This is a genomic window from Leifsonia sp. TF02-11 (genome assembly GCF_017565305.1).
Taxonomy (GTDB): Bacteria; Actinomycetota; Actinomycetes; order Actinomycetales; family Microbacteriaceae; genus Leifsonia.
The window spans coordinates 1-18,523 of record NZ_JAGEKP010000006.1; the positions used below are offsets into that span (position 1 = coordinate 1).

The 18,523-nt window shown below is 71.3% G+C and carries 14 protein-coding genes and 1 pseudogene; all 15 read right to left on the reverse strand.

Annotated features, from left to right (window positions below; translation table 11 throughout):
• Positions 1-219: pseudogene (locus tag JNB50_RS09825) on the reverse strand (UDP-glucose 6-dehydrogenase); the annotation flags it as partial.
• Positions 219-893: a thymidine kinase gene (locus tag JNB50_RS09830; RefSeq protein ID WP_208039958.1), complete on the reverse strand. Its 675-nt coding sequence runs from the start codon at positions 891-893 to the stop codon at positions 219-221. The gene JNB50_RS09830 and the pseudogene JNB50_RS09825, both read right to left, overlap by 1 nt.
• A gap of 28 nt (positions 894-921) precedes the next feature.
• Entirely contained in the window at positions 922-1,596 is a 675-nt protein-coding gene (locus JNB50_RS09835; protein ID WP_208039959.1) for a response regulator, read from the reverse strand.
• Positions 1,593-2,804, reverse strand: coding sequence for a hypothetical protein (locus tag JNB50_RS09840; protein WP_208039960.1), 1,212 nt, complete (start codon positions 2,802-2,804; stop codon positions 1,593-1,595). Before JNB50_RS09840 ends, JNB50_RS09835 begins: the two co-directional genes overlap by 4 nt.
• Positions 2,801-3,997, reverse strand: coding sequence for an ATP-binding protein (locus JNB50_RS09845; protein ID WP_307794675.1), 1,197 nt, complete (start codon positions 3,995-3,997; stop codon positions 2,801-2,803). The genes JNB50_RS09840 and JNB50_RS09845 overlap by 4 nt, the downstream gene beginning before the upstream one ends.
• Before the next feature lie 163 nt (positions 3,998-4,160).
• Positions 4,161-5,270 (reverse strand): Rv2578c family radical SAM protein, encoded by a 1,110-nt coding sequence (locus tag JNB50_RS09850; protein ID WP_243768326.1) that lies wholly within the window; start codon positions 5,268-5,270, stop codon positions 4,161-4,163.
• A gap of 54 nt (positions 5,271-5,324) precedes the next feature.
• Positions 5,325-6,950 carry an ABC-F family ATP-binding cassette domain-containing protein gene (locus JNB50_RS09855; RefSeq protein ID WP_208039961.1) on the reverse strand — a complete coding sequence of 542 codons (1,626 nt, stop codon included), beginning with the start codon at positions 6,948-6,950 and terminating at the stop codon, positions 5,325-5,327.
• Positions 6,951-7,231: 281 nt separating this feature from the next.
• Positions 7,232-8,734 carry a malate:quinone oxidoreductase gene (locus JNB50_RS09860; protein ID WP_208039962.1) on the reverse strand — a complete coding sequence of 501 codons (1,503 nt, stop codon included), beginning with the start codon at positions 8,732-8,734 and terminating at the stop codon, positions 7,232-7,234.
• A gap of 154 nt (positions 8,735-8,888) precedes the next feature.
• A complete protein-coding gene (locus JNB50_RS09865) occupies positions 8,889-9,962 on the reverse strand; it encodes an aspartate-semialdehyde dehydrogenase (protein WP_208039963.1) in 1,074 nt (357 codons plus the stop codon).
• 85 nt (positions 9,963-10,047) lie between these two features.
• The gene (locus JNB50_RS09870; RefSeq protein WP_208040041.1) at positions 10,048-11,334 is read right to left on the reverse strand and encodes an aspartate kinase; all 1,287 of its coding nucleotides are present in this window, start codon (positions 11,332-11,334) and stop codon (positions 10,048-10,050) included.
• A 168-nt stretch (positions 11,335-11,502) separates the two neighbouring features.
• A complete protein-coding gene (gene recR / locus JNB50_RS09875) occupies positions 11,503-12,099 on the reverse strand; it encodes a recombination mediator RecR (RefSeq protein WP_208039964.1) in 597 nt (198 codons plus the stop codon).
• Positions 12,100-12,103: 4 nt separating this feature from the next.
• The gene (locus JNB50_RS09880; protein ID WP_208039965.1) at positions 12,104-14,572 is read right to left on the reverse strand and encodes a DNA polymerase III subunit gamma and tau; all 2,469 of its coding nucleotides are present in this window, start codon (positions 14,570-14,572) and stop codon (positions 12,104-12,106) included.
• Between the two features lie 35 nt (positions 14,573-14,607).
• Positions 14,608-15,876, reverse strand: a complete 1,269-nt coding sequence (locus JNB50_RS09885) for an acyl-CoA thioesterase/BAAT N-terminal domain-containing protein (RefSeq protein ID WP_307794676.1) — start codon at positions 15,874-15,876, stop codon at positions 14,608-14,610.
• A complete protein-coding gene (locus tag JNB50_RS09890) occupies positions 15,873-17,180 on the reverse strand; it encodes an acyl-CoA thioesterase/BAAT N-terminal domain-containing protein (protein WP_208039966.1) in 1,308 nt (435 codons plus the stop codon). The genes JNB50_RS09885 and JNB50_RS09890 overlap by 4 nt, the downstream gene beginning before the upstream one ends.
• A complete protein-coding gene (locus tag JNB50_RS09895; protein ID WP_307794677.1) occupies positions 17,177-18,490 on the reverse strand; it encodes an acyl-CoA thioesterase/BAAT N-terminal domain-containing protein in 1,314 nt (437 codons plus the stop codon). The genes JNB50_RS09890 and JNB50_RS09895 overlap by 4 nt, the downstream gene beginning before the upstream one ends.
• Positions 18,491-18,523: the final 33 nt, after the last annotated feature.

Genomic DNA, 18,523 nt, shown 5'->3' on the forward strand with positions numbered 1-18,523 from the left:
CACCGCCGCAAAATCCGTCGTGAACGACAACCGGCCACTGGCCAACGCCGAACCCAACACCTCCGACAGACCCGGCTCGAAGAACGGCGCCCGCCCCGCCGACAACGCCGCGACCTTCACCCCATCCACATCCACACCCACCACGGTGTGACCCAAATCAGCCATCGCCGCAGCATGCACCGCACCCAAATAACCGACACCGATCACCGAGATGTGCATCAGGTGAAGTCCGAATCCGGTTCGCTGTCGTAGGCGGTCGCCGCACTCACGGGCCAATGCCTCCGGCCGTTGTTGAGGACGCCCTGGCTCTCGTCCAGGTAGCAGTTGCCGCACAGCGCCTCGTAGCTGACGGCGGCTCCGTCGATGGCGACCTGGTCGCCGTCGAACACGAAGACACCGTCGATCTTGCGCGCGTTGAAGATCGCCTTGCGACCGCAACGGCAGATCGTCTTCAGCTCCTCGAGGCTGTGCGCGACCTCCAAGAGGCGCCTGCTGCCCGGGAACGCGACCGTCTGGAAATCGGTCCTGATGCCGTAGGCGAGCACGGGGATGTCGTCGAGCAGCGCGATCCGCAGCAGATCATCGATCTGCGCTTCCGTCAGGAACTGGGCCTCGTCGACCAGCAGAGCGCTCACGTCACGGTCGAAACGCTTGATCGTGCGTTCCCTGTGCTGCTGGAACTTGCCGTACGCGTCGGTCTCCGGGGCGATCAGGAAGTCCACCTGCCGGGTAACACCGAGCCGCGACAGGATGCCCATGTCGCCCTTGGTGTCGATCTCGGGCTTGGCGAGCAGGACACGATGCCCGCGCTCCTCGTAGTTGTACGCTGCCTGCAGCATGGCCGTGCTCTTGCCGCTGTTCATCGCGCCGTAGCGGAAATACAGTTTTGCCACGGAGCAATCCTATGCGGGCGCCGGCACCCTACGTGAGGTAGCCGTCCTCCGCGGCGCGGCGGATGAGGTCCGCCCGCGAGCTTGTCGGCCTGCCGACCTTGCCGTACTTCTCGCGCACACGCCGCAGGTAGGTCTTGGCGGTCTCGTACTGCACGTTCATCGCACGCGCGACCTCCGATGTCGTGCGCCCGTCCGCGTACAGCACCAGAGCCTGCCGTTCGCCGTCGCTCAGCTTGGGGCGGGAAGCCTCCGGAACCGTCGGCCGCGGACGCCAGACCGGCTTCTGTTCCGCGGCCGAGCCGTCCCTGCCCATGGCGGCGAGCGACACCGCGATCAGCTCCGACATCGGCTGGGTCTTCGTGACGTACGCGACAGCGCCCGCGGCGAGCGCCGCATCCCGATCCTCCTGCGTGTCCACCGCGCTCAGCACCACGACCTTCGCCCCCGCCGCACGGCACGTGCGCACGCGCGCGCCGATCGACACGGACTCGCGCAGCTGGAGGTCCATGATCACCAGGTCGGTCGGGAAGGCGTCGCTGTGCACCAGCTCCAGCCAGCTCCCTGCGCGCACCACGAGGTCGAACTCGGGCGCATTGCGCTCGATCCAGGTGGCGAGACTGTCGAGGAGGATCTCGTGGTCGTCGAGGATGGCGAGCCGGATCGGCGGGGACGACGGTGCAGGGTGTGCTGTGGCGGTACTCATGGTGCTCGCCTTTCAGGGTATGCGAATCGCACGGTGAAGCCTCCATCGCGCACCCGCATCGACGCCACCATCGACACGGACTGCAGCGCGCTGAGGAACGGCACGAGCGCCGACCGGAGCGTGCGTCGCGGCTCCTCCGCTCTGCCCGTGAGCAGGAACGCCGGGCAGTCGGGGTCGGAGACCGCGATGTTCACGCTCGACGGGTCGAGTCCGGGGAGGTCGGCGACGGTGTCGATCAGGGCGCCGACGATCGCACGCTGCTCCTCGCTCAACACCCGGTCGAGCCGATCGGGATCGTCGACCCGTGACCAGCGGTTCTGCTCGTCCGCCACGCCACGGCGGGCGAGCGCCAGATCCACCGTCTCGGCCAACCAGCTCCGGTCGACGGCCTCGACCGCCGCGCTGCGCAGGCGTGTCGCGATGATCCGCGCCCGATCGCGGTCTTCTTGGGTGATCCGACCGGCAGCCAGCAGCTCGGTCAGGAAGGGCACGGCCTCCGCGTTGAGCGCGGTCGCCCGCTCCTGCGCCACCATCCGTTCGGCGACCTGCCTCAGCTCACTCTCCAGCCGGAGCTGCCCTGCGCGGGCGACCTCGCGCCAGCGCAGAGTCTCGCCGGTCATCGTCCAGGCATAGCCGGAGCCGCCGCAGGCGAGAGCCAGCACCGGCGTCGCGGCGACCGTGGCGTAGACGGCGGGGTGAGTGACGACGATGAGGGATGAGGCCTGCGCTGCCGCCAATCCGCCCAAGACGAGCGCGGAGGCCACGGCGGTCGCGAGCACCTCCGGCACCGGCCGGTAGAGAGGCATCGCTGTCAGCAGCAGAGCGACCGCGATCTGGCCCCAGTCGTCCTGAATGCGCTGGTTGTGACCCCACACCGCCGCGTCGAAGAGCACCGCGGAAGACAGCGCGACCCCGACGATGGCGAGGTGCGACCACAGCCCGACGGGCGGGAAACCCGGATGCGTACGGATCGCGGCGACCGCGACCGCTAGCGCCAACACGACGATCGCCCAGATGGCGAGCGCGGGACTCCGGAGCTGCGATTGGTGCACCAGCGTCGAGTACACCGCGTACCCCACCGCGACGACGCCGATCAACGGCACCAGGAGCCACGCGGACTGAACGCCGAGCGGATCCAGCCGCTGCGGGGTCCGCTCGACCGGCACGGACCGGTAGCGGACGATCGTCTCGTCGATCACGGTGTTCATGCGTTGTCCGCCGTCGGCACCGTCATGATGACGGTCGTGCCGACATCCTCGCTCGAGTAGATGGTCACGGTACCGCCGACCTTGCTGATGCGGTCGTGCACCGACTGCCGCAGGCCCAGCCGGTCGCCGCCGGGGGCTGCCACGGCGAACCCGCTGCCGCCGTCCACGACCATGACGGAGACCGACCCGTCACCGGACGACACGGCCACCTCCGCGGTCGCGCTGCCCGAGTGCCGCAAGACGTTCACCAGGCACTGCCGCACGGCGAGGCCGACCGCGCGCCGCGAATCGTCGGCCAACCGGGCGACCGCGTCCCTGTCCCCGGAGACATCGACGGCGAGTCCCTCATCGCGGGCGTCCTCGATGGCGCGCCTCAGCTCGCTCCTGTACCAGGGGTCCCCGTCGGCGGTACCGGCCGGCGGCACGGCGGCCGCGGGGAGGGTTGCGCCGCCGAGCGCGAGCAGGTCGGACTCGATGCGGGCGCGGAGCCGCTGCGGGAGCTCACCGGGCTCGGTCGCGGCGATGGCCGCGAGCTCGCTCAGCACGGTGTCGTGGAGGTTCGCGGTCGACTCCGCCAGCTGCTCGCGGCGCAGGTCGACGAGACGGGCGTCGCGAACGGCACGGTGGAGGGCCGACTGGGTGCGCGACCGTGATCCACGCGTGAGCCCGTCGAAGGCGAGGACGCCGACGAGGAGCAGGTAGGCGCCGAGCGAGATCGCATCGGGCCGGAAGACGCGCCCCGCCGCGGTCGCCCCGACGATCACGGCGCCCTCCGCGAGGGCGAACCCGAGGGTCGCCCAGAGGATCCCGACGAGCGCGCCCGTCCCCGTTCCGCCCACCAGCGTCATCGCGACGACGGGCAGGGCGACGACGAACAGGTTGGTGTCGCGGTAGGCCGGCGTGCTCTCGAAGAGGAGGTAGACGTACAGGAACGTGCACACGGCACCGACGAGCAGGTACGTGACCGTCAGGACCACCGTGCGGCCGCGCGAGAGCAGGAGCAGCAGCAGGATCATCGGCACGAGCACGAGCGTGCTGATCCAGGAGGCGGTGCCGCTCGTCCCTCCCACCGTCGAGATGGCGACGTTGACGATGGCCATCACTAGGCACACCAGCGCCGTCCACCGAGCCGCTGCGGCCAGCGCCTTGGAATTGGCCGCCCGCGAGAGGTGACTGGGAAGACCGAGCGACACCGGGCTCCTTGGGCGCGAGTGGATGGCCGACGGAACCCGCCGGAGGGCAACGCTCGACCGCGACGGCCCCAGAGGGGATTATGGCAGTTCACCCGGCCGCTGTGTACCCCGGGCATGCAGGCTTGTTGTACCCCGCGGACGCGGGAACACGACGGGTGGCCGTTCAGAACAGCGTCGGCTGCACCCCCAGCGTCACCAGCGCCGACTCGGGGGCGACCTCCTGTGGCGCCACGCGCTCAACGATCTGCCGTTCGCCCTCTCCGTCGCGCAGCATGCCGAGCGCCGACGAGCGGACCCCGCCCGTGAGCGGATCTTCCTGCCCCCGCTCCAGGCCGTGTGCGCGGATGAGCGGCTTGATACGCGCGGCGAGCCACGCGCGGTACTCCTTGGGCGCGTACGTGCCCCGGCCGTACATGGCGCGGTACTGCGGGAGAAGTTCGGGGTGCTCGCGCCCGAGCCAGAGGTAGTACCACTCCTTGACCCCCGGCTTCAGGTGCAGCGCCGTGTAGAGAACGCTGGTGGCCCCGGCCTCCTTGGCCTGCCGCAGGGCCTCGTCGAGGTGGGCTCGCGTGTCGGTGAGGTACGGGAGGATCGGCATCAGGAAGACGGAGCAGTCGAGGCCGTGCTCGCGCACGGCGGTGACGGTCGCCAACCGCGCCTTGGTCGTGGGCGTCCCCGGCTCGACCGACTGCTGCAGTTCGTCGTCGTAGACGGCGATCGACATGGCGAGGTCGACGGGGACGCGTCGCGACGCTTCGACGAGCCGGTCGAGGTCACGCCGGAGCAGCGACCCCTTGGTGAGGATGCTGAACGGAGTGCCGGAGTCGGTCAGCGCGTCGATGATCCCCGGCATGAGCGCATAGCGCCCTTCGGCGCGCTGGTAGGGATCCGTGTTGGTGCCGAGTGCGACCGGATGGTGCCCCCAGCTCCGCTTCATCAGTTCTTTGCGGAGGACATCGGCCACATTGACCTTGACGATGATCTCCTGATCGAAGTCTTTGCCCTGGTCGAGCTCGAGATAGCTGTGGGTGGGTCGGGCGAAGCAGTACACGCAGGCGTGCGAACAACCACGGTAGGGGTTGATCGTCCAGCCGAAGGGCATCGGGCCTCCCCCGCCCGGGATCTTGTTGAGCGCCGACTTGGCCAGGATCTCGTGGAACGTGATGCCCGCGAACTCCGGCGTGCGCACAGACCGCACCAGGTTGTTCAACCGGGCGAGACCGGGCAGGGCCGACGGCGTCTCCACCGCCAGCTCCTGCCCGCTCCACCTCATGGGTCTATTCGAACATATGTTCTAATGTTCGTCAAGCGATCAGGCCTCCACCGATCACAGCGCAACCACCTCCCCGCTCCAGCGCTCGCGCAGCCAGCGGTCGTGGCTCGCGACCACGACGGCGCCAGGGTAGCCGCCCAGAGCCTCCTCCAGCTCGGTCGCGAGACCGAGCGAGAGGTGGTTGGTCGGCTCGTCGAGCAGGAAGACGTGCGGCGGTCGCGCCATGATGAGCGCCAGCGCCAACCGGCGCTGCTGCCCGACCGAGAGCAGTCCGACCTCCCTGTCCAGATCGCGCGGGGCGATCAGCCCCAGCCCGGACAGCGGTACGGTCTCCGCCCGCCGCTCGCCGAGCGCCAGTTCGTAGATCCGCCGCGGCGTCTGCGTCGGGTCGGCGAAGCGCACGTCCTGCTCCAAGAGTTCCACCCGCAGACCGCGCCGGCGGTGCACCGTCCCCACGAGCGGGACGATCCGCCCGGCCAGCACCGAGAGCAGCGTCGACTTGCCCGCGCCGTTCGGCCCGGTCACCAGCACGCGCGAGTCGGCCTCGACCGCGAACCTCCCGAGCGTCAGCCGCCCGGGCACGTGGAGGTCGTCCGCCTGCAGAAGCGAGCCGGCCTCCTCGCCCAGGCGGGGAGAACCCAGACGTTGGAACCCCGCGGGGATCCCGGAGAAGCTCAGCGCCTTCGGCGGCTTGCGCACCTGGGTCTTCGTCAGCTCGTCGAGCCGGCCGTCGGCGTTGCGGATCCGCCGGCTGATCTGCCGGTCCAGGGTGTTGCCCTTGTAAGACTTGACGAACTTGTCGTTGTCCCGCACCTTGCCCGACCAGGCGATCGAGCGTGCTGTGACATCGACGGCGTGCTTCAGAGCCGCGAGCTCGGTCTGCTCGTCGGCGTACTGCTTCTCCCAGCGTGCCCGCTCCGCGGCCTTCTCGGCGAGGTAGGCGCTGTAGCCTCCGCCGAACACCGTGGTGCCGGTGCGCGTCGGGTCCAGGTCGAGCAGGGCGGTGGCCGCCGAATCGAGGAAGGCGCGGTCGTGGCTCGCGAAGAGCACCGGACCGTTCCAGCCGACGAGCTGCGACTCCAGGAAGGCCGCCGCCGCGTCGTCCAGGTGGTTGGTCGGCTCGTCCAACAGCAGAGCGTCGGGCCTGCCGAGCAACAGCGCGGCCAGCGCGAACCGGCTGCGCTGCCCACCCGATACCTCGGAAAGCCGCCGGGCCAGCGGGATGGCACCGACGCCGAGGCCGTCGAGCAGCGCGTCGCGTCGCGACTCGGCCGACCAGACCTCTGCGCGTTCCGCGGCGCTCAGAGCCTCGTCGTAGCGCCTCGCCGCAGCCGGATCGTCGTCCGCCAGCGCGAGGGATGCGGCCTCCAGTTCGTTCTCGATCGCGCGCACCTCGGCGAGTGCGTCCTCCATCAGAGCGGCGAGCGTGTCCTCCGGGCGGAAGCGCACCTCCTGCCAGAGGAAGCCGACGCGCCGCGGCCGGGAGACGATGCCCGAGTCGGGCGTCTCGGCCCCGGCGAGCACGCGCAGCAGCGTCGACTTGCCGACGCCGTTCTCGCCGATCAGGCCGATGCGGGCACCGGGAGGCACGGTCAGCGACACGTCGGAGAGGACGCGCCGTTCGCCGTACCGCACTGAGATGCCGTCCGCGCGCAGCGGGGAGAGGGTGAGGGTATGCATGAGATCCACCTTCCGGGCGCTCCACAGGAGCAGATTCCCGCCGGGCGGACTTCCGTCGATGAGCGGTGCCGGAGCGCCCAGTGTTGGATGAGCTCTGTGTCGGCTGACCAGTCAGAGCTGGGCGGCGCAGGACCTATGGGGTCGCTCACTCGATCGACGGCGCCTCGGGCGCGGGACGAGGGGAGGTTCTCACTTCATAGCGTCGCCGACTCTAACAGGTCGGCGACGTGACTGTCCAGTCGATCCGTACCGCGCGGTACGGATCGACGGGCACGAAGAGGTCAGGCCGTGGCGACCTGCCCGGCCGGGTGTCCTTCCAGATCGAGCACCGCTGCCGTCTCGGAGAGGACGCGCGCGGCCTCCTCCGGCCGGTCGTTGAGCGTCGTGCCCACGGTCGGGATCAGCGTCTTCAGCGTCGGCAGCCAGCTGTCGTAGTGATCCGGGAAGCAGGTCTTCAGCAGGTCGACCATGATCGGGACCGCTGTCGACGCCCCGGGGGAAGCGCCGAGCAGGCCGGCGATGGAGCCGTCGGCGGAGGCGATCACCTCGGTGCCGAACTGCAGCACTCCACCCTTCTTCGGGTCCTTCTTCATCACCTGCACGCGCTGGCCTGCGGTGATGAGCTCCCAGTCCTCCATCTTGGCGGTGGGCATGAACTCCTGCAGAGCCTTCAGCTTCTTGGCGCGATTGGCGAGCAACTCCCCGACCAGGTACTTGATGAGGTCGAAGTTGTCACGCGCGACCGCGAGCATCGGCCCGAGGTTGCCTGCGCGCACCGAGCCGGGGAGGTCCCACCAGCTGCCGCTCTTCAGGAACTTGGGGCTGAAGCCGGCGTACGGCCCGAACAGCAGGGAGGTCTCGCCGTCCACGACACGCGTGTCGAGGTGCGGGACGGACATCGGCGGAGCCCCGACCGCGGCCTTGCCGTAGACCTTGGCCTGGTGCTGGGCGACGATCTTCGGGTCGGACGTGCGCAGGAACTGGCCGGAGATCGGGAATCCGCCGAAGCCCTTGATCTCGGGGATGCCCGACTTCTGCAGCAGGTGCAGGGCGCCCCCACCCGCGCCGACGAAGACGAACCGGGCGGTGGCCTCGTGCGGCGTGTGGCCGACCTCGTGACGCACCTTGATGCGCCAGAGGCCGTCGGACGTGCGCTTGATGCTGCGGACGCGGTGGTTGAGCGCGAGCTCGGCGCCGTTGTCGACGATGTCGTCGACGAGCGCGCGGGTGAGCGCGCCGAAGTCGACGTCGGTGCCCGCGGACTGCCGGGTCGCCGCGATGCGCTGCTTGGCGCTGCGCTTCTTGGTGAGCAGCGGAGTCCACTCGCCGATCGTCGCGGGGTCCTCGGAGTACTCCATGCCCGCGAAGAGCGGCTGGTCTTTCAGCGCCTCGTAGCGCTTGCGGAGGTAACGGACGTTGTCGCGGCCGCGCACGAAGGTCATGTGCGGCGTCGCGTTGATGAACGTGCGCGGGTCGGGCAGGTGGCCGGCGGCGACCAGGGACGCCCAGTACTGACGGCTCAGCTGGAACTGCTCGTTGATGCTGATGGCCTTGGCCGGGTCGACGGAACCGTCGGCGGCCTCCGGCATGTAGTTGAGCTCGCAGAGGGCGGCGTGGCCGGTGCCCGCGTTGTTCCACGGGTTGGAGCTCTCTTGGGCGACGGCGCCCAACGACTCGTAGATGCGGATGCTCCAGTCGGGCTGCACGCGCTGGATCATAGAGCCCAGCGTCGCGCTCATGATGCCGCCGCCGATGAGGACGACGTCGATGGGATCAGTGCTCACCAGACAATCCTACGGTGAGCAGCCCGCCAGACCGGCCGTTCCGCCCGCACCTATCTCGACATCAAGACACCTCGCGGTGCGCCGAGGCATCGAGGGGCACGCAAACGCCCCTAAAACAGAGTTTTAGGGGCGTTTGGGTGTCTTTCGGCGGGGGTCAGCCGGCGACGCGGCTGCCCAGGCGCTCGGCGACGAGCTCCGCGATCTGCACCGCGTTGAGCGCCGCGCCCTTGCGGAGGTTGTCGTTGCTGATGAACAGCGCGAGCCCGCGTCCGGCCGGAGCGCCCTCGTCTGCGCGGATACGGCCGACGAAACTCGGGTCCTGGCCGGCGGCCTCCAGCGGCGTCGGCACATCGGTGAGACGCACACCGGGCGCGTCGGAGAGGAGCTCGGTGGCGCGCTCGGGCGAGATCGGCGACGCGAACTCGGCGTTGATCGACAGCGAGTGGCCGGTGAAGACCGGCACGCGCACGCAGGTGCCGCTCACGAGCAGGTCGGGAAGGCCGAGGATCTTGCGGCTCTCGTTGCGGAGCTTCTTCTCTTCGTCGGTCTCGTTCTGGCCGTCGTCGACGATCGAGCCGGCCAGCGGGATGACGTCGAACGCGATCGGGCGCACGTACTTGACGGGCTCCGGCATCGCGACGGCCGAGCCGTCGTGCACGAGCTGCAGCAGGTTCTCGTCGGCGACCGCGGTGCGGATCTGACCGGCGAGCTCCTCCGCGCCCGCGAGCCCCGATCCCGAGACCGCCTGGTACGTGCTGACGATGAGTCGCTCGAGCCCGGCCTCCTCGTGCAGCACCTTGAGCACGGGCATGGCCGCCATGGTGGTGCAGTTCGGGTTGGCGATGATGCCCTTGCGCGCGTCGGCGATGGCCTCCGGGTTGACCTCGGAGACCACGAGGGGCACGTCGGGGTCCATGCGCCAGCCGCTGGAGTTGTCGATGACGATGGCGCCGGCCTCGGCGAACCGAGGGGCCTCGGCCTTCGAGCCGGTGGCGCCGGCCGAGAAGAGCGCGATGTCGATCCCGGAGACGTCGGCGGTCGCGACGTCTTCGACGGTGATCTCCTGACCACGGAACGGCAGCGTCGTGCCCGCCGACCGCGAGGAGGCGAAGAAGCGGATGCTCTTCACCGGGAAGTCGCGCTCCTCCAGCAGGCGGCGCATCACGCTGCCGACCTGGCCGGTGGCGCCGACGACGGCGATGTCGAAGCCGGGGGTGGTCTCGCTCATGGTGTGTTCCTTCGAGTCGTGGTCTGAAGTGTCGAACGGGAGGACGGTCCGGCTCATTCCCCGGAGCCCGTGGCCGCCATCGGGACTAGCGGCCGGTGCCGGCGTAGACGATGGCCTTCTCGTCGCCGTCGAGGCCGAAGGCGGTGTGCACGACCCGCGCGGCCTCCGCGACGGTGTCGGCGCGCGTGACGACGGAGATGCGGATCTCGCTCGTGGAGATCATCTCGATGTTGATGCCGGCCTCGAACAGCGCCTCGAACAGTGCAGCGGAGACGCCGGTGTTGGTGCGCATCCCGGCGCCGACGAGCGCCAGCTTGCCGATCTGGTCGTCGTACTGCAGCGACTGGAAGCCGACCTCGTCCTTCTCGGCGGTGAGCGCCTGCAGAACACGCTGGCCCTCCGACTTGGGGAGGGTGAACGAGATGTCGGTGAGGCTGGTCGCCGCGGCCGACACGTTCTGCACGATCATGTCGACGTTCGCGTTGGCCTTGGCGACGATCTTGAAGATCTGCGCCGCCTTGCCGGGGACGTCGGGAACGCCGACGACGGTGATCTTGGCCTCGCTCAGGTCGGTGGCCACTCCGGAGATGATGGGCTCTTCCACGGTTCCATCCTTCTTGGCGGCCTCGGCCGCCGCTGCTTCGTTGAGCACGTAGGTGCCCTCTTTGTTCGAGAACGAGGAGCGCACGTGCAGGGTCACGTTGTGCCGGCGGGCGTACTCGACGGCCCGGATGTGCAGCACCTTGGCGCCGGCTGCGGCGAGCTCGAGCATCTCCTCGCTGGTGATCCTGTCGATCTTGCGCGCGAGCGGCACCTGCCGCGGATCGGAGGTGAACACCCCGTCGACATCGGTGTAGATCTCGCACACCTCTGCGCCCAGGGCGGCGGCGAGGGCGACGGCGGTGGTGTCCGAGCCGCCACGGCCGAGCGTGGTGATGTCGCGGGTGTCGCGGTTGAAGCCCTGGAAGCCGGCGACGATGGCGATCGCTCCCTCGTCGAGCGCGTCCTGGATGCGGCCGGGCGTGACGTCGACGATGCGTGCGGCACCGTGCTGGGCGTCGGTGATCATGCCGGCCTGGCTGCCCGTGAACGAGCGGGCGTCGTATCCCATGCTCTTGATCGACATGGCGAGGAGCGCCATCGAGATGCGCTCGCCCGCCGTGAGCAGCATGTCGAGCTCGCGCGGCGCCGGGATCGGCGTGACCTCGTGCGCGAGATCGACGAGCTCGTCGGTCGTGTCTCCCATCGCCGACACGGCGACGACGACCTCGTTGCCGGCCTTGCGGGTCTCGACGATGCGCTTGGCGACGCGCTTGATGCTCTCGGCATTCGCGACGGACGAGCCGCCGAATTTCTGAACGATCAGGGCCACAGGCTCTCCAGAACTCACGGGAGTGACCATTCTACCGGCCGGGGATATGCCGGATCGGCCATGTGACGCGGCCGCACCGGGCGCCGAGGGGCACGTTGTTGTCCCTTTCGGGGCCCGAATGGGACAACGACGTGCCCTTCGGCGTAGAGGGGGTGGAAGGGTGGTTGGTCAGGAGACCTGGCGGCGGCCCTCGAAGGCACGGCCGAGCGTGACCTCGTCGGCGTACTCGAGGTCACCGCCGACAGGGAGGCCGGACGCGAGCCGGGTGACCCGGATCTCGAGGGTAGTCAGCAGCCGGCTGAGATAGGTCGCCGTCGCTTCGCCCTCGAGGTTCGGGTCGGTGGCGATGATGACCTCCTGCACCGTGCCGTCGGCGAGGCGCTGCATGAGCTGGCGGATGCGCAGGTCGTCGGGGCCGACGCCGTCGATCGGGCTGATCGCACCGCCGAGCACGTGGTAGAGGCCTCGGAACTCGCGGGTCCGCTCGATGGCGACGACGTCTTTCGCCTCCTCGACCACGCAGATCAGCTCGGGCGAGCGGCGCGGGTCGCGGCAGATCGAGCAGGTCGCCTGCTCTGAGACGTTGCCGCAGATCTCGCAGAACCGCACCTTGTCGCGCACTTCGAGGAGCACCTCGGCCAGCCGGGTGACGTCGAAGCTCTCGGTCTGCAGGATGTGGAACGCGATGCGCTGCGCCGACTTCGGTCCGATGCCGGGAAGGCGACCGAGCTCGTCGATCAGCTCTTGGACGATGCCCTCGTACACGCCGCTACCTCATCCCCGGCGACGGCGGCGCCGGCTGCTCCTCGAGGAACGTCGCCCCGAGGATCTCCCGTACCACGGCCTCGCCGTACCGCTGCGGCGCCTGGAACGTCGGCGTACGCGACCCGGCGGCCGGCGCGGAACGCTCGGGTGCCGGGCGCTCAGCGGCGGGACCTGTCGGTGCGGCGGGGCGGTGCGGTGCGGCCGCCGGCGGCCGCGCGGATGCCGCGGCGCCCTCGGCCGGGGCGGCAGCCCAGTCGCCGGCCGGCTCTTCCGGCACCTCGGACTCGTAGGGAGGCTCGGTCTCCTCCGGAGCCTCCAGGTCGTCCGGCGGCACGTCGTCCGGGGACGTGGACGGCGAGGGCGACATCGATGACCCCGCGGCGGGTGCGGCCTGGCGCTCGACATCGGTCTGCGGCCGCTCCAGGGTGGCGACGGCCGCGGGCGCGGAAGCCGGGATGGCGACCGTTGCCCATTCCGTGACGGCGGCGGATGGTGCCGAAGGCGCCCCGGTCGACGCCGCGGCCAACGTGGGCGCCGCGGACGACGCAGGAGCCGCTGACGACGCAGGCGCCGCGGCTGACGTGGCCGCCCCCGACGGCGCGTTCGCCGCGGGGGTCGACGAAGCGGGACGCTCGGGCGCGGACGCGCCGTCGGCGCCCGGCCAGGTCGGCGCCTCCGGGGCGGAGGGAGCACCCCCACTCGGCCGCGACGGCGCACCACCGGAGGGCGCGCCGTCGGCACGCGCGATGAACTTGACCCGGATGCCCAGGATGTCGATGATCGCCTGGCGCAGGTACTCGCTCACGCCCTGACCGCCCGGCGACTGGGGTTGGCGGAAGCTCTGCACATCGTTGTCGCTGGGGAACGAGAGCGTGAGCACGTCGTCGTTCAGCGAGCGCACCTGGGCGGTGAACACGACCATCCAGGCACTGCGCTTGGCGCGCTGGACCGCGTCGAGGATCTGCGGCCAGGAGTCTTTCACCTGCTGCGTCGTCACCGCTCCGATGGGCGCCGGCGCGGCGGGGGCAGCGGGTGCCGGCTCCTCCGCGGCCGGAGGTGCGGACGGCTCGGACACCGTGGCTGCGGGAGCCTCCGGCGTCGGAGCGGGAGGGTCCGCGACGACCGGTGCCGGCGCAGCCGCCTCGGACGACGCGGGGACCGAGGCCTCACGAACAGCCGGAGCAGCAGGAGCAGCAACAGGAGCCGACGGAGCAGGAGCGGCCGCGCGCGCGGCCGCAGGGGCCGGAGCAGGCGCAGCGGCCGTGCCCCGCGACTCCGGACGCACCTCGTCCGGCCCGCTCGCGTCGCTGACGCCGATGCGGCGCTCGAGACGCTCCACGCGCGCCAGCGCGCCGCGCTCGGTCTCGTCGCTCGACGGCACAAGCACTCGCGCGATCATCAGCTCGAGGTGAAGGCGCGGCGAGGTCGCCCCGGTCATCTCGGTGAGCGCCGCGTTGACGATGTCGGCGGAGCGGCTGAGCTCGGCCGCTCCGAACTTCATCGCCTGCACGCCCATCCGGTCGAGCTCGTCTTGCGGGACGCCGCGCAGCACGGCCGCTGCGCCCTCGACGCTCGTCGCGGCGACCACGATCAGATCGCGCAGCCGCTCCAGGAGGTCGTCGACGAACCGGCGAGGGTCCTGCCCGGTCTGGATGACGCGGTCGACGGCGGCGAACGCGCCGGCGGCGTCGCGCGCGGCGATGGCGTCGATCACCTCGTCGAGGAGGGCGGCGTGGGTGTAGCCGAGGAGCGCGACCGCACGCTCGTACTCGATCACGCTGCCCTCCGACCCTGCCATCAGCTGGTCGAGGAGCGAGAGCGTGTCGCGCGGCGAGCCGCCTCCCGCTCGCACGACGAGCGGCAGGACTCCCGGCGCGACCGTCATGCCCTCGCTGTCGCACAACCCCTGCACGTACTCGAGCATCTGAGCGGGCGGCACCAGGCGGAACGGGTAGTGGTGGGTGCGCGACCGGATCGTGCCGATGACCTTCTCGGGCTCGGTGGTCGCGAAGATGAACTTCACGTGCTCCGGCGGCTCCTCCACGATCTTCAGCAGGGCGTTGAAGCCCTGCGGCGTGACCATGTGCGCCTCGTCGAGGATGAAGATCTTGTAGCGGTCGCGGGCTGGGGCGAAGATGGCCCGCTCGCGGATGTCTCTGGCGTCGTCCACGCCGTTGTGGCTGGCGGCGTCGATCTCGACGACGTCGAGCGACCCGGCCCCGTCGCGGCTGAGCTCGACGCAGCTCGCGCACTTTCCGCAGGGGGTGTCGGTCGGCCCCTCAGCGCAGTTGAGGCAGCGGGCGAGGATGCGCGCCGACGTCGTCTTGCCGCACCCGCGGGGGCCCGAGAACAGATAGGCGTGGTTGACCCGGTTGGTGCGCAGCGCCGTCATCAGCGGCTCCGTCACCTGCGACTGGCCGATCATCTCGGCGAAGGTGTCGGGCCGATATCGGCGATACAGAGCGGTTACCACCCACACATGCTACTTGGCGCCGCCGACATTCCGCCTCAGTGTCCCGGGACCGACGACGGCGCCGTGAGAGCAGTGAGGATGTCCGCCCACAGGGCCTCCCTCGCCCGCTCGGTCGACTGTGCGGCAGGCGGCTCCGGCAGCAGCAGCGGCGTGTACGGCGGCAGGTAGAACAGGTGCGTCGCGCGCGGTGCGCGCAGGTAGGAGTCGCCTTCCCGGGGCGGGCGCTTTCTCGCGGCGGCGTCGAGCCAGGCGCACCCGTTCGTGAGCTCTTCGTCCCGTCCGGCGCAGCCGAGGACCACCGGGCCCGGGATGCGCTCGATGTCGAGCACGGCGGCCGGGACCGGGTCGTGGGTCCCCGTCGTGCAGGGCACCCAGGCGCCGTCGACCGTCACGGCGGGGCTCGGCACCGGCGACGGGCAGATCAGGCCGGTCGTGCCTCCCGGCGCGATCGCCCCGTACACCGTTCCCGGGTAGGCGGCCGCCGCCCAGAGCGCGAGCTGCGCGCCGCGCGAGGTGCCGAAGGTGAAGATGTGCTGGTCGTCCACTCCGGGTTGCGACCGCAGCCAGCCCAGTGCCGTGAGGAAGGTCTCGGCCGGCAGGCTGTGGAGCGGCGCGGACTCCCCCACCGAGCCGTACGTCGACAGGTCGAGCGTGGGGAAGCCGAGCGCGGCGAGCGTCGCCGAGGTGAGCACCCCGGACTGCTCACCGGGATCGGTGCCGTCGAACACGATGATGCCGGGGCGCACGCCCTCCGCGGAACTAGTGGGCTGGAAGTAGTCGCCCGTGATCCCGTCGTCGAAGATCGCGCGGGCGGGCGCCGCCAGGCTGAGCCCGGTGCGCTGCACGCGCGTCTCGGCGACCGGGCGGCCGCCGATGGAGGCCTGGAGGTCGACGGAGAACGACGAGCCGCCCCACATCACGTCGGAGGTCGCCGGCTCGCCGGTCGCGCTCCGCAGGGTCCAGAACAGTCCCATCCCGTCCGCGCCGGTGAACGGCGCCTCCAACGGCACGTCCCTGGCCAGGTCGACGACGCCGTCGGCCGGAACGGCGTAGACGGCCTGCGAGGTCCAGATGCCTCCGGGGCGCAGCGCGGCGTGGACGGTGACCCGCTGGCCGGGAGGGAGCGCGACGATCCGGATGCCGACGGGCTGCCAGACCGGGCTGGGGTTCTCGCCGAGCTGGAAACGCGGCCCCGTGGCGCCCGACGGTGCGCCGCAGCCGGTCAGGACGGCCGCCGTGAGGGCGACGCCGGCCAGCGCCGCGAGGACGCGGCGGCCTGCAGTGCGGACCCGCGCAGTGTTCACGGCCCGATCGCTCCCTCCAGCAGGGCGGTCACCCGCGACCAGAATGCCACGCGCGCGTCCTCCGTCGCCTGCGCGACCTGCGGCGGGAGGTCGTTCAGGCCGACGGGGATCACCGGAGGCGCGCTCACTTCGTCCGCCGAGCCGTCGGCGACGAGCGTCTCACCCGCGGCGCGCGGCCCGCGCGCTGCGGCTCCCGCGCCGAGCCACTCGCAGGCGCTCGGCAACAGCTCGTCCGCCGTCCCGCAGGCCAGCAGCAGCGGTCCGGGGATGCGGTCGAGCGGCAGGATGGGCGTGTCGGCGATGGGCCGGTCGGGGTCGGCGCACGGGACCGGTCTGCCGTCGTCGAGCAGGGACGGCGCACCGGATATCGACGCGCACAGCTCGGCCGTCGGGCCGCCGGCGGCGATGGCGCCGTAGACCGCCCCGCGTTCGGCCACCGCGAACCACAGCGCCAGCGGAGCGGCCGGCCCCGTTCCGTAGACGACGATGCGCCGGGGGTCGACCCCCGGCCGCCGCGCCAGCCAGGCGCGCGCGGCATCGAAGGTCTGCACGGAGAGCGCCGCCGAACCGGGGAGCTGCCCCTCCGGCCCGAACGCGGGCAGCGTCAGCACGGGAAAGCCGATCGCCGCGATCCTGCGCGCGGCGAACGCCCCGGAGGCCGCATCATCGTCCCCGTCGATGAGCAGCACGGCCGGCCGCGGATGGACCAGCGTCGGCAACGGCGTGTACAGGGTCCCGACCCGCAGGCCGGGGCCGTTCGCGGGCGGGACGGCGTCGCCCGCTCCGGCGTCGCTCGAGAGATCGGCCACGCTGACGTCGCGCTCGACGCTCTGCGCGGCCAGCGGCGAGCGCTGCAGCTCCGTCGTCGCGACCTCCACCCCCTGCTGCTGGGCGGTCAGCTCGATGCGGACCGGCCCCTCGGCCCACGCGCGCTCCAGGTCTCCCTGGCTCACCGAGGGACCGCTCATGCTCCAGAGCAGGGCCGCGGCGTCCGGGCGGACGAAGGGGGCGGTGATCGGCTGCTGGGAGGCGGTGTCGACGATGCCGGTCGGCGGCACCGCGTACAGGGCCCGCGACCTCCACTCCCCCGCGAGCGTCGTCGCCGTCGCGGACAACACGACGTCCTGCCCCGGCCGCAGCCCGGTCACCGAGATGACGACGGGATCGGCCGTCGCGTTGCCGAACTGCGCGACGACGATCTGAGCGCCGCCGGCCGGCGCCGCCACGCAGCCGGAGAGTGCGCCGATGGCGAGCACGGCCGCTGCCGCGCCCGTGAGGCCACGACGTCGGGCGCGCCCGTTCACGAGAGCACCGCCCGCAGCAGTTGCTGCCCCACGGCGTTCCAGAACGCGATCCGCGCGGCCTGGGTCGACTCCGCGTCCGCCCCGGACGGGCCGCGCGCGGACGGCAACGCGATCGGGAGGCCGGGCGGGACGGTCACGGCGTGCGCCGCGCCCGAACCGACCAGCAGCTGGTCGCCGGCGCGCAGCGTGCGGGTGTGCGCGAGCGAGCGGAGGTCGTCGCAGGCGGGAGGGAACACCTCGTCGTCGCGGCCGCAGGCCAGTACCACGGGTCCGGCGACCTCCTGGATCGACGGAGGCGTCGTCGCCGGGCCGGGCTCGCGCTCGCACGACAGCCCGACGCTCCCGGCGAAGACCGGTGAGGCGCTCGATCCCGCCAGGCACAGCAGTGCTGACGCGCCCCCTCCGGCGAACACCCCGTGCAGCTGCCGCGGGAACATCGTGGCCGCCCACACGGCGAGCTGCTCGGCCGCGCCCGTGCCGAAGGCGAAGACATGCCGGGCATCGACACCGGTCCGGTGGTCGAGCCAGTCCAGCACCGCCGCGACCGTGCCGCTGTCGATCACGGTCGAGACGTGCACGCCGTCGGAAGAGCTGACGGGGATGACGAACACGGACGCCCCGAACTGCGAGAGCACCGGGGCCGTGAACGCCGACGATGCGCCGGGCGACGGGTCGTCGAACATCAGCACGGCGGGCCCGGTCGGCCGTTCGACGGAGGCGGCGCTCCAGAAGGTGCCGATCTGCTCGTCCTCGTGCGTCTCGTGGGGCGGCGGCTGGCTGCCGACGCCCTCCGGAGCGAGATCGTGCGTGTAGACCGCGGCGGTGTGCGAGGTGCTGGCGAGACCCTGGAGCTCGAAGGTGCGGCGGGCGACGATGCGATCCCCGTCGGACGCGGTCAGCGTCACCGGGCTCGTGTCGCGCATCCACTGCTGCACGAGCGCCTCCGGCCCGAGCGACGGGCCGCGCAGCGACCAGAACAGGCCGGCGGAGTCGGGCTGCGTGAACGGGGCGAGCTGCGGCCGGTCGTGGGCGAAGTCGATCGTCCCGTCACCGCCGACCTCGTACGTGGCGCCCGACGTCCAGGTGCCGCGCGACGAGGTGAGGGAGGCCGTGATCCGCAGCCGGGCGCCGGGCTGCGCCCCGACGAGCTGCAGCGGCACGGGCCAGAGCACCGAGCTGAACCTGATCAGCGGCGGAGTGACGAACCGCGGTCCGGTCGGGGCCGCGGCGGCGGCGCACCCGCTCAGGGCCGCGACGAGCGCGAGTCCGGCGACGACGGCTGTCGCCAGCGCGGTGCGCAGTGCGGCCACCCGGGTGGTCCGTCCGACCCGCCCGGCACCGTC

What these genes read in the sequence shown, in the direction of transcription:
- JNB50_RS09850 (WP_243768326.1), bottom strand. Translation starts at nt 5,270, where the DNA reads ATGAGGTGGAGCGGGCAGGAGCTGGCGGTGGAGACGCCGTCGGCCCTG.
- JNB50_RS09855 (WP_208039961.1), bottom strand. Translation starts at nt 6,950, where the DNA reads ATGCATACCCTCACCCTCTCCCCGCTGCGCGCGGACGGCATCTCAGTG.
- JNB50_RS09865 (WP_208039963.1), bottom strand. Translation starts at nt 9,962, where the DNA reads ATGAGCGAGACCACCCCCGGCTTCGACATCGCCGTCGTCGGCGCCACC.
- JNB50_RS09840 (WP_208039960.1), bottom strand. Translation starts at nt 2,804, where the DNA reads ATGAACACCGTGATCGACGAGACGATCGTCCGCTACCGGTCCGTGCCG.
- JNB50_RS09835 (WP_208039959.1), bottom strand. Translation starts at nt 1,596, where the DNA reads ATGAGTACCGCCACAGCACACCCTGCACCGTCGTCCCCGCCGATCCGG.